The organism is Escherichia sp. 20412-1 (assembly GCF_003027595.1).
GTDB lineage: Bacteria > Pseudomonadota > Gammaproteobacteria > Enterobacterales > Enterobacteriaceae > Escherichia > Escherichia marmotae.
The window spans coordinates 23,180-36,316 of sequence record NZ_PYQM01000026.1; the positions used below are offsets into that span (position 1 = coordinate 23,180).

Below are 13,137 nucleotides of genomic sequence, written 5' to 3' on the forward strand. Positions count from 1 at the left end.
AGTCTATATCAGTTGTTAAAAATGACAACTTTGTGTTAACTGTAATTAAACCATCACCAGCGATAACTCTTTGCCAAGCGCCTTAGCCGCGAGCTGGACGGCGTCGATTTTTGTCGCATGGTGCAAATTAAATAGGCGAGTAATCTCCTGTTTAGGTTTGCCAATTCGTCTGGCTAACTCTTGCTGAGTGATTTCTGACTGTAAAAAAGCATTTAGCAGCAATACCTTAGAAGCAACACTTAAAGGTACTTCAATAAAGTGATCGTTGTTATTCAATGGCGAAGGTAACGGGATAAGTTCGTTATCTTCAAAATAAAAATCAAATGCGGTCAGTAAGGCATCTTTTGCTGCTTCCATCGCTTCAGCGACCGTTTCTCCCTGCGTCAACGCTTCGGGGATATCCACAAAAGAAACCATATAACCGCCTTCCGGCGCGGGTGTAAGAGTGACGGGATAACGCATAATTTCGACTGTCTCTCGCATGTCATTAACCTTTTTAATTGGCGATTAACTCAAACCGAGTTGTTTCAGAATTGCTTTACGCAATGGTTCTTTAATCTCTTCGCTGGGGTGACGCGGCATGACACTGCGCCTCCCGTGAAACCTGAGTTTTAAATGGTTGCTGCCATTCGCTACATCGACGCCCTGAGATTCGAGCCAACGTCTGAACTCGCTTTGTTTCACATCGCCTCCCTGCCGCTGAGTATATCAACAAAGTAAACATTAGTGTTTACCTCCGTGTGTAATTTGCTCGAAAATAGCACTTAATCGCCGCAACGGCAGAATGCAATGCAAAATCAGGAAGGCAGATTCCAGAATTTCTTTGCGCTAATTTGCAAAACAGAATAATAACCTCAAGAAACTGTCGGCATCATAGCGGCAAAAGATAAGAAAAAGGTGGCGGGATGTTTACGAAGGCGTTATCGGTAGTCTTATTAACCTGCGCGCTGTTCTCCGGGCAACTAATGGCAGGACACAAAGGACATGAGTTTTTATGGGTGAAAAATGTGGATCATCAACTGCGCCATGAAGCGGACAGCGATGAATTGCGCGCCGTTGCGGAAGAATCGGCAGAAGGCTTACGCGAGCATTTTTACTGGCAAAAATCACGTAAACCAGAAGCGGGTCAGAGTTGAGTCGTTTGTTGCCGGATGCGGCGTGAACGCCTTATCCGGCCAACAATATCATGCAGATTCAATGAGCTGTGAATAACCCTGAAAACTTGCGGTTTATCCTTTCCGCTTCGGCAATGTTTTCAGCAGATCATCCGGGCTTACGGATGCAACAACGCTTCCCGGTAACGGCATTTTCAGAATGTGATTTTTGATTTTGCCGATGACGTGCATCTCACATGGACGGCAATCAAACTTCAGCGTTAACACTTCATCGCCGTTAACCAGTTGCATTGGTGTTGCCTTCCAGCTTTTGATATTGCCTTTCGCCTGCTTCGGACACAGATTGAAAGCAAAGCGCAGACAATGCTTGGTGATCATCACCGGAACCTCGCCCTTCTCTTCATGTGCCTCATACGCCGCATCAATCAGTTGCACACCATAGCGATGATAAAATTCACGCGCTTTCTGGTTGTAAACATTCGCGAGGAAACTCAGATGCGTTTGCGGATAAACCGGCGCAGGATCAGCAACCGGTTTACGACTGCCGCGCTGGTAACTGGCAAGACGCGCGGCATCCAGCATTTCGGCGGCTTCACGACGGAACTGATTTAACAGGCTGTTTGGCACAAACAGCGCCCCCGGCAAGTTAATTTGTACATCACGAGCGTAATAGATAGTCTGCCCCAGCTTCGACAATCCCTCTTTCAGATTGGTGAGTGCTTTTTCGGCGTTATTCGCTTCGTCGAATTGCCCATCCAGGGTATGAGTGATGCTGACGCCCTCTTCGCTGGTTAACGTCAGAATGAGTTGTTCCTGCCAGCCGCCAAGTTCAATATCTACAGCGACCCGGCGCTCACTGGAGGTTTTGGTCAGCGCCTGTTGCCAGTTATGGTCAAGGTTACGGTTAAGCGGATGGTGTGGACGAATTTTATGCAGCTCTGCTGGCATCTCATTTGGCCAGACGCGGTACTGGTTTTTCCCCGTTTTCTCTACCGTGTTGGCACGAAAGCCGACGACTTCACGTTTAATCATTACGTTCAGACCATCGCCGTTAGCCAGCGGTTCGGTGACCTCAACATCGAGATGATCTTTAGCAACGTTCAATACTTCACCCACTGGCAGGCCAATAAATTTCGGGGAATCGAACGCGCCAATGTCGCCTTTACGCGCGTTAACAAAGTAGTCTGTACTGCCACGATGGAAGGTTTTTTCCGTCGAAGGTACAAAAAAGTGCTCGGTACGACCAGATGAAGCACGTGCCAGATCGCCACGTTCTTCAATAATGGCATCCAGCCTCTGGCGATAATGCGCGGTGATATTCTTCACGTAGCTCATATCTTTGTAACGCCCTTCAATCTTGAAGGAGCGCACACCAGCATCAATCAGAGCGCCAAGATTGGCAGTCTGATCATTATCTTTCATCGACAGCAGATGTTTTTCATAGGAAACCACCCGCCCCTGATCGTCTTTCAACGTGTATGGTAAACGGCACGCCTGTGAGCAATCGCCACGGTTGGCGCTACGCCCCGTTTGTGCATGAGAAATGTAGCACTGACCGGAATATGCCACGCACAGTGCACCATGAATAAAGAACTCAATGGTCGCGTCTGTGGCCTGATGAATCGCGCGGATCTGTTCCAGGTTAAGCTCACGCGCCAATACGATCTGCGTAAAGCCAACGTCAGAGAGGAACTTCGCTTTTTCCACCGTGCGAATATCACACTGCGTGCTGGCGTGCAGTTCAATCGGTGGAATATCAAGTTCCAGAATCCCCATATCCTGCACAATCAGTGCATCAACGCCGGTCTGATAAAGATCGGTAATCAACCGCTGCGCCGGTTCCAGTTCTTCGTCATGCAAAATGGTATTAAGGGTGACGAAAATTTTTGCGCCATAACGATGAGCAAATGGCACCAGTTCGGCAATATCTTTCAGGCTATTACTGGCGTTATGACGGGCACCAAAACCAGGGCCACCGATGTAAACAGCATCGGCACCGTGCAAAATAGCTTCGCGGGCAATGGCGGCATCGCGTGCCGGGCTTAACAGTTCAAGGCGATGAGAAGATACGGTCACTTTCTTATCCAGTAGCTGAAAAATGGCGGCTATTTTAGCCACAAGCGTGACGTTGCGAAATAGTTTTCCTGTTTAACTACGTGGGTAATGAATGAGGGAATGAAAATGCACGCTTTGCTCGTCACGGTTGCAATAGGCATGAGCGACATCGGCGGCAAAACGGATGCCTTCTCCACGATTAAGACTATGCCACGCGCCATCAACGCACAGTTCAAGCTGCCCTTCGATGACGACGACATGTTCAATCACCCCCTTTTCGTGTGGCGTCGATTCACTTATTGCGCCAGGAGCCATCAGGATCGAAAAGTGTTCAAAGCAGAGTTGTGGATCATAAGGAAACAACGAGGTGATCACCATCGCCTGCTGTTGTGGATCATAAACTGATGGTATAGCGTTCTGCGGCGGCGAAATAAACGTCGAAAACGGCACGTTCATTCCGGTGGCGATTTTCCATAATGTCGCGACCGTCGGGCTGGATTCATTACGTTCAATCTGCCCTAACATCGCTTTAGAAACGCCCGTAACTTCTGCCAGTCGAGAAAGACTCCAGCCTCGTTGCTGACGAAGATATTTAAGCGTGGCGGATAAATAGTGAGCGAGATTTTCCATGCGACTCCTCCTGCAAAACAGGAGTTTATCACTTGTGCGTTATAACGGACAAATGCTACGGTGCCTGTCCGCTATAACGCACGAGGTGATTATGCGTCTGTTTTCTGTTCCTCCACCTACATTACTGGCGGGATTTCTGGCGGTATTGATCGGCTACGCCAGTTCGGCGGCAATAATATGGCAGGCAGCGATTGTCGCGGGTGCCACCACTGCGCAAATCTCCGGTTGGATGACGGCACTGGGACTGGCAATGGGGTTCAGTACTCTTGCCCTGACATTGTGGTATCGCGTGCCGGTTCTGACCGCATGGTCAACGCCTGGCGCGGCTTTGTTAGTAACAGGATTGCAGGGACTCACGCTTAACGAAGCCATCGGCGTTTTTATGGTCACGAACGCGTTGATTGTCCTCTGTGGTGTGACGGGATTATTTGCCCGCCTGATGCGCATTATTCCGCATTCTCTTGCAGCAGCGATGCTGGCCGGGATTTTATTACGCTTTGGTTTACAGGCGTTTGCCAGCCTGGATGGTCAGTTTACGTTGTGCGGAAGTATGTTGCTGGTCTGGCTGGCGACGAAGGCTTTTGCGCCACGTTATGCCGTAATCGCGGCTATGGTTGTCGGAATTTTGGTGGTAATACTGCAAGGTGACGTTGTCACAAAAAATGTTGTTTTTAAACCCGTTCTTCCTGCTTATATCGATCCAGAATTTTCGTTTTCTCACAGTTTAAGTGTTGCGCTACCACTTTTTCTGGTGACGATGGCGTCGCAAAACGCGCCGGGGATTGCAGCGATGAAAGCGGCTGGATATTCGGTTCCCGTTTCGCCGCTGATTGTCTTTACTGGACTACTGGCACTTCTATTTTCTCCGTTTGGCGTTTATTCCGTAGGGATTGCGGCAATTACTGCTGCTATTTGCCAAAGCCCGGAAGCGCACCCGGACAAAGATCACCGTTGGCTGGCCGCCGCCGCGGCTGGCGTCTTTTATTTACTGGCGGGTTTATTTGGCAGTGCCATTACGGGCATGATGGCTACCCTGCCCGTAAGTTGGATCCAGATGCTGGCGGGTCTGGCGCTGTTAAGTACCATTGGCGGCAGTTTGTGTCAGGCGTTGCATAATGAACGTGAGCGCGACGCTGCTGTGGTAGCATTTCTGGTAACGGCGAGCGGACTGACATTGGTTGGGATTGGTTCAGCGTTTTGGGGATTAATTGCCGGTGGCGTCTGTTACGTGATGTTGAATTTAATGGCTGGTAGAAACCGATAATAAGAAGCGCCATCTTACGATGGCGCGACTGGTATTACTTTTTGTTAACGTCAAACATGGTGGCATCAGTCGCCATGTCATCAATAACTTGCTTAATGTTTTCGAAAGCCATTGGTGTACTTTCGTTATTCAGGTCTTTACCTTCGCCCTGGCGAACCACTTTAATCACCGGTTTGTTGGTAGCCGCGTCAATCAGCTCACCTTCAAAGTACAAGCGGGTATCCATGGTACGGTGACCCGTCGCCATTTGCGTCCCCGCAACAACTAATGCGACAGGAACAACTTCATAGAACTGTAACCCTTCTTTGCTGGTATCAACACCGGTAATAGCACCACGGAAAATCAGACTACGTGGGCCAGCGGTAGTCACCAGTGGTTTACGCTGCGCAATCGCTTCTTTCATTTCGGTGTTGGTATAGCTCAAAATTTTATCCAGAACTTTCTGCCCTACCTGGGTAGAGGCTTTTGGCACTGGGTAATAGGTGATCGGATTCCAGACAATGCTGTCATATTTGCTTTGATCAAAATTTGGATCAACCCAGCGCAATACCGGTTTGCCCGTTGCTGACGTTGTTTCTTGAAGGTTGGAGTAATTGTTTAAAAAACCAGAATATTTATCCGGCTGGGTGATTTTAGAGGCACAACCAGACAGAGCCAACAAACCGCATAAAGCCGCAACTTTCGCAATCGATGTGGTACGCATGAATAATTTCCTGAGATAATTATATTACTTTTTAAGTTATAGCAAAAAGCGCCGCTTCGTGTTGTGGCAAAAAAAGTGTTGTTGAAAATAAATTTTCCAGCCCCTTTTCTGACAATATAGTCAATGACGAAAAGGGGGCTGAGTCAATCATCAGTTGTTAATCTTCAGGATGTTAAGCTAATAAAAAACTTCGCTTCTTGTGATTTATTTCACACCATATTGATAAAAAACATGCCTACCGAAAAGAACAGCCGTTAATCATCTCTACGCGAAGCATTTCCATACGCATTGTCCTTTTCTGATTATTTTTTGCGCGCCAACATAGTAGCAAAACGTAGTTTAATACGATTACCGTTGGCGTCGGTTCGGTGTAGTTCACCAACGTCTTCATTGTATTTCAGCATCTCCCAGCCTTCGTAATATCGACGCAACTCCCCCTCTTTGAAGGCAAATGGGAAGCCGACAGTACATGGGAAATCAGCGGTATCCATTGCCGCCACAATCAGGTTGTAACCGCCGGTTTTTGTGCAGCGCTGCATATTCGCAATCAGCCCTGGGATGGTTTTCGCCTCCAGGAACATCAGCACCACAGTAGAAAGAATAAAATCGTATTGTCCATCAAACGTGAGGCTATTCAGATCGACAACCTGAGTACGTAAATTTTCCAGATTTTCAATGGTTTTAATGCGCTCAACGTTGGCAATGCTCATAGCATTTTTATCCCATGCGTCAACATCAAAACCATTAGCTGCAAGGTAAAGGCTATTACGACCATTGCCACAGCCCAGATCCAGCGTTTTACCCGGTTTAACCACTTTCACGGCTTCCAGAACTTCGGAATGTGTGCGGGTTAATTCATATTTATCAGTAAAGTAGTTTTCATCACGAATGATCATTCTTTGTCCTCGGATTTCATTAAAACGGCGCGCTCAGTTCTGATTAATAATTTCCCCTGCATCAGAAGCGCGAAAGTACGGATGAGCAGTAATGCGATAATAAAATTGGTAAAGATAAATAGCGGCACCGCCAGCGTATGGAAAAAACCATTATCGCTGCCGCTACCCAGATGCAAACCGGTGGTTGCCAACGCGGATACGCCGAACGAGAAACTCCAGAATGAGGCATTAAACGGTTGCGAGAGATACCACGGCATCAGGCGCAACATGAACAGTAGTTGCAGCAGCCCATAACCGAAAAGCATTTTCGCCAGTGTGTCACCCTCGCCACCGTTAACGCTTAACCAGGCGCTACAAGCGACCAGCGCAGGGGCAAGCTGAATACCGAGCGATGTCCGCAGCGCCGTGGGTAACTCACCCGAACTACGCAGCCGTTGAAGGATCACCGGTTCAAGACTCAACCAGGAGAAGACGCCAGCGCCTAAAAAAACCAGACCGGCATCAGTGTAACCTAACGCACCACAGGCCATTGCGCTGATAAAGTTATTGGCAACAGTCGGCAAATAAAGCCCCGGTGTCGTCGCTTCTTCAGGGTGAGAACCGCGCCATAATCCGGCAGTTTGCCAGGCGGCGTAAACCAGTTGAATCACTACGCCAACGCTGAACAGACACACTGCCAACGGGCGATACCACGGCACGAAACCAATTGCTACCAGCATCGTCGTTGCCGGAAACAAACTAACAAAACTGCTCATCACCGGATGGCGCACTTCTGCCAGCACACTGTGCGGAAAGCGCACCAGCCGGGTGATAAATGCCGTGGTCAGTAATCCCCAAATGATCATCGCCAGGATCACCAGACCATCACCTAACCAGTGACTGACCTGCCAAACCTGGCTGGCATAGCGCCAGGCAAACCCCATCCCTATCGTTCCCAACACAATGCCAAAGTAGCCAGCCGGTAAATTGAGCACTTTATCGCTCTGTATCTTCTTACTCATTTTGTTTAATTTATAAAGTATATTTAAAATGCATTTTATGGAAATTTCTCAAACATAGCCAGAGTCGCAGAATTTGCTACGGTTATAGTAAGTCACCTGCGGGAAAACGCTATGCGCAAATATCGTCTCAGTGAAGAACAGCGAGCCTTTAGTTATCAGGAAGATGGCGATAAAAAGAGTGTGTTATTACGGCAGATTATTGCCGTAGCCGATTTTAACGATGTGATAACGGGAACCGCTGGCGGCTGGATCGATAGCGAAACGGCGCTGGCACAGGAGGGAAATTGCTGGATTTACGACCAGAATACCATTGCTTTCGGCGGAACGGTTGTTTCCGGTAATACGCGTATCACCGGTAGTTGCGTGCTGCGGGGGGAGGTCTACGCAACGGATAACACCTGGATCGATAATAGTGAAATCAGCCAGGGTGCACATATAAGTGACAACGTCACGATTAGAGACTCATTAATATGTGGTCAGTGTAGAATTTTTGGTCATGCCTGTATCGATCAACATTCAATGATCGTCGCCACGCAAGGGCTAACGCCCGACCACCATCTTCTGCTGCAAATTTATGATCGCGCCAGGGTTAGCACCTCGCGAGTTGTCCATCAGGCGCAAATTTATGGCGATGCCGTCGTCCGGTATGCATTTATTGAGCATCGCGCCGAAGTTTTTGATTTTGCCCGTATTGAAGGCAATGAAGAAAACAACGTCTGGCTGTGCGACTGTGCGAAAGTCTACGGTCATGCACGTGTGATTGCCGGGACAGGAGAAGATGCCATTCCCACCCTTCACTACAGTTCCCAGGTAGCGGAACATGCCACGGTAGAAGGTAATTGTGTGTTAAAGCATCATGTTCTGGTTGGTGGTAACGCCATTGTGCGTGGTGGTCCGATTCTGCTCGACGAGCACGTTATCATACAAGGTGACAGTTGCATTACAGGCGCGGTAATGATTGAAAACCATGTGGAGATAACCGACCACGCCGTCGTCGAAGCCTTTGATGGCGACACTATTCATGTACGTGGTCCAAAAGTTATTAACGGCGAGGAACGTATTACACGAACGCCTTTGGCGGGATTATTGTGAATCGATAATGCGCGCATATATATTCACATCATCGTAAGCATCGTTAAGGAATTCAGCCTGTTTCAGACAACCTTCCAGTGTAAAACCATTACGCACGGCTACCTTGTTGCTTTGCGGATTGTCCACCCGACATTTGATCACGAAGCGTCGTAGCTCACCGATCCGGGCATAATGATGAATAAACGCCTGCAGCGCCTGAGAAATAATCCCCTGTCCCTGATGGGACTCGTCCAGCCAGTAGCCGATTTCCGCCGTTTTATTCAGCGGTTCTATACGATTAAATGAGATAACGCCGACGAGTTCATCTTCTTTGAAAATCATGAACATTTTGGCATAGCCGCGTTGATGCAACATCATATTGCCCTGCACCGTTTTTCGCGTGTCCTCTTCGCTGTGCACAAACTGCGGCCAGTTTAACGATTGTTGTAACCAGGTTTTGTTTTTACAGGTTAATTGATACAGCGGTGTGACGTGTCTTTCTTCAACGGCACGTAATTCAAGTGATTCACTCACTTTAATCGTCTCGGTCATAATCCTTACATCAGTTTAAAAAGCCGCCCTGCTGGCGGCTTAGAAAGTTTACATCTCTTTGACGCTTTCCTGCTGCAGGATTTTAAGCATCTCATCCTTTAACTGTAACTTTTGTTTTTTCATGCGAACCACTTCCGCATTGTACCCTCGACCGTCAGAACCTTCCTTTCTGGCAATTTCATGATCAAGTTTATTGTGTTTATCGAACAAGGACATAAAGCGAGGATTTTCGTTTTTCAGACGGGATATTAAATCTCGGTATTCTGGAAACATACGCACTCCCTGTTAGTGGCTGACAAGGTGTATCTGAAATACACACCATCAGATTACTCATTTAACGTAAGGAAAAATGCGAGCAGGATCGTGTTTAACCAGACGGCACCCTCCGGAAGAAGGTGCCGAAGAAAAGACGATTAATTCATCACGCGATCGTCAACATACTGACGTTTATCCGGTGCTGGTGGGAAATATTGATACAGCCATGTTTCACTGATGGCATCGCCCTGACAACGTAGATACATCCGCATATCAACCGGTTCGGTAGAGTCCGAGGTCGGATACCAGTCAAACTGAATACGGTAACCATCTATTGGTTCAATGTAGAGAATTTCGATTTGCTTCGCTTCACCACTGGAAAGCGTGATGACCGGTTCAATCCCTTTCGGCGCTGCTGCTTTCAGATCACCACCGACAAAATCGACGGCGAAACGACGCGCCCATTTTTCCGGATAGTGTTCACCTGGTGCCCAGCCTTCCGGAAAACCACCCATGCCGGTACGCGTCGCCATAACTCGCGCTAATGGACAATGAACAGGAGGTTGCGCACTCCAGTACAGACGATACTGGAACGCCAGTTCGTCGCCCGCTTTAATTGCTTTCTCCGGTTGCCAGAAACAGACAATGTTATCCAGCGTTTCCCCAGTTGTCGGGATCTCCATCAAACCGATAGTGCCTTTCCCCCACTGGTTACGTGGCTCCACCCACAGACTTGGGCGTTTGTTGTACCAGCCCATGATGTCCTGATAATGGGAGAAGTCGCGATCCAGTTGCAATAAACCAAACCCTTTGGGGTTGTTGTCGGTATAGGCATTGAACTGCAATTTTTGCGGGTTATTCAGCGGACGGCAGATCCACTCACCATTACCCCGCCACATGGAAAGACGGTCGGAGTCATGGATTTGCGGATGGATGGTGTCACACATCCGACGTTCGTTAGTACCACAACTGAACATGCTGGTCATCGGCGCAATGCCCAGTTGTTTAATGTCTTTGCGCGCATACAGGTGATTCTCAACATCCATAATCACCTGGCTCTTCTCACAATGGATGGTGAACTTATAGGCACCGGTAATGCTGGCACTATCGAGCAACGCATAAACGGTAAAGGTGGTTGCACCCGGTTTTACCGTATCGAACCAGAAAGCGGTAAAGTCGGGGAACTCTTCTTTGCTGTCGGTATAAGTGTCGATCGCAAGACCACGCGCCGACAAACCATATTGATAAGTGTCATCAACAGCACGGAAATAACTGGCACCGAGGAAAGAAACTACGTCGCGGCGCGCCAGTTCTGGAGCTTTAAACACTCGGAACCCCGCAAAGCCGAGATCGCTTTGCCCTTCCAGTTGTTTGGTATCGACACCCGCATCGTTGTATTTGAATAACTCCGGGCGGAAGTGAATTTCGCGCGCCAGATGAGTTGCCGGATCGACAGAGAACATGCGCACGCGGCGACGGAATCCCATTCCCATATGGAAGAACTGAGCGTCAAGCTGGCGATTTTCAACGTTATGCCATAACGATTTTTCGGCGTCGTATTGAATGCTGTTATAGGCCTGAGGCGTCATTGTCGCCAGCGTATCGGGTAACGGACGCGGCGCGCCTCGCCACGTTTTTTGCGCTAAATCATGCGCCATTGACTGTAAAATAGAGAAGTCAAAACGCTGGGTTTGCCCGTCGGCAATGTCCGATTCTGCTGCGAACGCAGCCTGAGAAAAAAGAGAAGCAATGCCGCTAGTCCCGCACACGGCGGCCATAGCCATTGAACCTTTAATAAATCGTCTACGATCCATACCTGAAAGTGAGTCCTTCTGGTGTAGTGAATGGTCCCGCGCTGGTCGTATTCAGCGGCAAGAAAATGCTTGTTTATAACCGCTCACTCTAGACAATATTTATTAATAATCCAATTGTTAGACACAGAGAATCTGCACAAATTGGCATTTTTTTTCTGTCGATGGGAAGAGCCTGATTCGTTTGTAAAATCAGGCAAATTTTTGCAAAGTCGGATGCACCGAATTTTAAAGCAAACCACAGCGGCGTTTACTGCGTTCTTCCGCTTCCTGATAGAGCTGAAACTCATCAAACACCGGACACCCCAGCGCCTGTTCAAAAGCTTCCCGGCTGGCATTGCCGCGACTGCGCATTTGCGTTTCATTGCCCAGATTCGACTGGAAGATCCCCGCAGCACTAACCGGCAGAAAATCCTCATAAGTAATAGGTTGCGCTACGACCCAACCACGTTCGATCAAAGGTTGAGGATCATCACCGGGATGAATCGCCCGACGATGTGCCTCACCCGACGGCGTCAGGCGATAACGAAACCATGCCAATCCATGCTGTCGCATCAGAAATTCACTGTCCGGAAAGGCACTAAAGGTTTCCTGCAGATGAAGTTGGTGAGTGAGATTATCCTGTCCTGTTCCGGCATTACGCAGAAGTACATCATACAGTTGCCGTCCTTTCGGCGTTAACGCCACACCGCGTTGCTCTATCTCGCCAAAGCGCGCGGTATGCGTCCCCTGCTTTTGCCCTGCAAACATGACCGACTCTTCCAGCGCCTTAAAGCTGGTCTGGCGCAGTAAAATCGGCACCTCGCGGCGCGGCGGTCCTTCGATCAGAATTTTGGGTTCGATACCGCATTCGGGCATCATCGACTGAACTCTGTCGATATCCAGGGTACGTGGCGTCAGGTGGTTAATATGGCAGCCGTGAAAACAGACCACATCAGCAATTAGTCGATGTTCGTTATGCAATGCGCGATAGGTTTCTTCATCCACCGTTGCCGACTGATGCCAGCGAAACGTCTCCAGAGCTTCCTGCACAAACTCCCGCGCCTGTGCTTCGCTAAAGCCACCTTCCTGATCATATTCATCTAACAGTTGTCGACAACGCGGGGTAAAGATATCGCGCTGATGCAAAATCTCCGCCGCCTTCTGGCGTAAGGTTTCGTTTTCGATAAGCTCAAGGCGAAGTAATGAGGTAAAAACCCGGAAAGGATTACGCGCCAGCGAGGCATCATCGATAGGACGAAATGCCGTGGAATGTACCGGCACGCCCGCCTGCGAGAGATCGTAATAGCTCACCGGATACATCCCCATAATGGCGAATATCCGCCGTAATGTAGCAAGCTCCTGCGCAGTTCCCACACGTATCGCGCCATGACGTTCAACGTTAAGTCGCGCCAGCTCATCCGCATTAACCATTTTTTCATGCAGTTGGGGATTGTTTTCCAGCACAGCCAGATTTACATCAGCTACCAGTTCCAGCAACGTACCGTACTGTGGAACTTCTTGCTGATACATGGCAGACATTGCCTGCGAAAACTGTTCCCGAATCTCATCCGCCGTGATGCTGTTCGCCATAATATCTGCCTCCAGTGGTCGATAATCTGGAGTGTAGGTAACCGCATTCACTCTGGTGTGAAGAATTTACAAACTGTGATCTCCCCGCGAAATCAGCAAAGCTGGACATTCCAAGGTAACAAAACTGCTTTAAATGTTAATAATATTTTGCAATCAGGTTATCATAATTAAACAACTTCACTTGTCAGCGGCACCGCTTCGTTTTTAACATC

The 13,137-nt window shown here is 48.6% G+C and carries 14 protein-coding genes; 3 read left to right on the forward strand and 11 right to left on the reverse strand.

Annotation, left to right across the window (positions count from 1 at the left end):
• Positions 1–45 precede the first annotated feature (45 nt).
• Both hicB and hicA read right to left on the reverse strand, forming a co-directional pair.
• Positions 46–462 (reverse strand): type II toxin-antitoxin system antitoxin HicB, encoded by a 417-nt coding sequence (hicB, locus tag C7B16_RS16590; protein ID WP_077627724.1) that lies wholly within the window; start codon positions 460–462, stop codon positions 46–48.
• 45 nt (positions 463–507) lie between these two features.
• Positions 508–684 carry a type II toxin-antitoxin system mRNA interferase toxin HicA gene (gene hicA, locus C7B16_RS16595; protein ID WP_000813795.1) on the reverse strand — a complete coding sequence of 59 codons (177 nt, stop codon included), beginning with the start codon at positions 682–684 and terminating at the stop codon, positions 508–510.
• A 221-nt stretch (positions 685–905) separates the two neighbouring features.
• On the opposite strand from hicA, the gene C7B16_RS16600 reads away from it, so the two are divergent.
• A complete protein-coding gene (locus C7B16_RS16600; protein ID WP_000494240.1) occupies positions 906–1,136 on the forward strand; it encodes a DUF2554 family protein in 231 nt (76 codons plus the stop codon).
• A 93-nt stretch (positions 1,137–1,229) separates the two neighbouring features.
• On the opposite strand, the gene rlhA is transcribed toward C7B16_RS16600, so the two are convergent.
• Together rlhA and C7B16_RS16610 are read right to left on the reverse strand one after the other, a co-directional pair.
• On the reverse strand, positions 1,230–3,191 hold the full coding sequence (gene rlhA / locus C7B16_RS16605) for a 23S rRNA 5-hydroxycytidine C2501 synthase (protein ID WP_024193578.1): 1,962 nt from the start codon (positions 3,189–3,191) through the stop codon (positions 1,230–1,232).
• A gap of 72 nt (positions 3,192–3,263) precedes the next feature.
• On the reverse strand, positions 3,264–3,800 hold the full coding sequence (locus C7B16_RS16610; RefSeq protein ID WP_000429073.1) for a helix-turn-helix domain-containing protein: 537 nt from the start codon (positions 3,798–3,800) through the stop codon (positions 3,264–3,266).
• A gap of 52 nt (positions 3,801–3,852) precedes the next feature.
• Here C7B16_RS16610 and C7B16_RS16615 point away from each other — a divergent pair, with 52 nt between their 5' ends.
• Entirely contained in the window at positions 3,853–5,064 is a 1,212-nt protein-coding gene (locus C7B16_RS16615) for a benzoate/H(+) symporter BenE family transporter (protein ID WP_107179925.1), read from the forward strand.
• Between the two features lie 34 nt (positions 5,065–5,098).
• Here the strand turns inward: C7B16_RS16615 and C7B16_RS16620 are convergent, their stop codons facing one another.
• The 3 genes from C7B16_RS16620 to tehA form a co-directional block, all read right to left on the reverse strand.
• A complete protein-coding gene (locus C7B16_RS16620) occupies positions 5,099–5,767 on the reverse strand; it encodes a DUF3313 domain-containing protein (protein ID WP_001261035.1) in 669 nt (222 codons plus the stop codon).
• A 302-nt stretch (positions 5,768–6,069) separates the two neighbouring features.
• A complete protein-coding gene (tehB, locus tag C7B16_RS16625) occupies positions 6,070–6,663 on the reverse strand; it encodes a tellurite resistance methyltransferase TehB (protein WP_107179919.1) in 594 nt (197 codons plus the stop codon).
• Complete coding sequence (gene tehA / locus C7B16_RS16630) at positions 6,660–7,652, reverse strand: dicarboxylate transporter/tellurite-resistance protein TehA (protein WP_024191883.1); 993 nt, start codon at positions 7,650–7,652, stop codon at positions 6,660–6,662. The genes tehB and tehA overlap by 4 nt, the downstream gene beginning before the upstream one ends.
• Before the next feature lie 123 nt (positions 7,653–7,775).
• On the opposite strand from tehA, the gene ydcK reads away from it, so the two are divergent.
• Positions 7,776–8,756: a YdcK family protein gene (gene ydcK, locus C7B16_RS16635; RefSeq protein ID WP_107179920.1), complete on the forward strand. Its 981-nt coding sequence runs from the start codon at positions 7,776–7,778 to the stop codon at positions 8,754–8,756.
• Here ydcK and rimL read toward each other — a convergent pair.
• From rimL to C7B16_RS16665, 4 genes are all read right to left on the reverse strand, one after another.
• Positions 8,748–9,287, reverse strand: coding sequence for a 50S ribosomal protein L7/L12-serine acetyltransferase (gene rimL, locus C7B16_RS16640; RefSeq protein WP_001516425.1), 540 nt, complete (start codon positions 9,285–9,287; stop codon positions 8,748–8,750). The genes ydcK and rimL overlap by 9 nt on opposite strands.
• A 48-nt stretch (positions 9,288–9,335) precedes the next feature.
• Entirely contained in the window at positions 9,336–9,560 is a 225-nt protein-coding gene (locus tag C7B16_RS16645) for a YdcH family protein (protein WP_001516426.1), read from the reverse strand.
• 140 nt (positions 9,561–9,700) lie between these two features.
• Entirely contained in the window at positions 9,701–11,356 is a 1,656-nt protein-coding gene (gene opgD, locus C7B16_RS16655) for a glucan biosynthesis protein OpgD (RefSeq protein ID WP_061090526.1), read from the reverse strand.
• Between the two features lie 225 nt (positions 11,357–11,581).
• Positions 11,582–12,925 (reverse strand): VOC family protein, encoded by a 1,344-nt coding sequence (locus C7B16_RS16665; protein WP_000013743.1) that lies wholly within the window; start codon positions 12,923–12,925, stop codon positions 11,582–11,584.
• Between the last annotated feature and the right edge of the window lie 212 nt (positions 12,926–13,137).

Coding starts and splice junctions, on each gene's coding strand:
- C7B16_RS16620 (WP_001261035.1), bottom strand. CDS start 5,767: ATGCGTACCACATCGATTGCGAAAGTTGCGGCTTTATGCGGTTTGTTG.
- C7B16_RS16610 (WP_000429073.1), bottom strand. CDS start 3,800: ATGGAAAATCTCGCTCACTATTTATCCGCCACGCTTAAATATCTTCGT.
- tehB (WP_107179919.1), bottom strand. CDS start 6,663: ATGATCATTCGTGATGAAAACTACTTTACTGATAAATATGAATTAACC.
- C7B16_RS16665 (WP_000013743.1), bottom strand. CDS start 12,925: ATGGCGAACAGCATCACGGCGGATGAGATTCGGGAACAGTTTTCGCAG.
- C7B16_RS16600 (WP_000494240.1), top strand. CDS start 906: ATGTTTACGAAGGCGTTATCGGTAGTCTTATTAACCTGCGCGCTGTTC.
- hicB (WP_077627724.1), bottom strand. CDS start 462: ATGCGTTATCCCGTCACTCTTACACCCGCGCCGGAAGGCGGTTATATG.
- C7B16_RS16615 (WP_107179925.1), top strand. CDS start 3,853: ATGCTACGGTGCCTGTCCGCTATAACGCACGAGGTGATTATGCGTCTG.
- opgD (WP_061090526.1), bottom strand. CDS start 11,356: ATGGATCGTAGACGATTTATTAAAGGTTCAATGGCTATGGCCGCCGTG.
- ydcK (WP_107179920.1), top strand. CDS start 7,776: ATGCGCAAATATCGTCTCAGTGAAGAACAGCGAGCCTTTAGTTATCAG.
- rimL (WP_001516425.1), bottom strand. CDS start 9,287: ATGACCGAGACGATTAAAGTGAGTGAATCACTTGAATTACGTGCCGTT.
- C7B16_RS16645 (WP_001516426.1), bottom strand. CDS start 9,560: ATGTTTCCAGAATACCGAGATTTAATATCCCGTCTGAAAAACGAAAAT.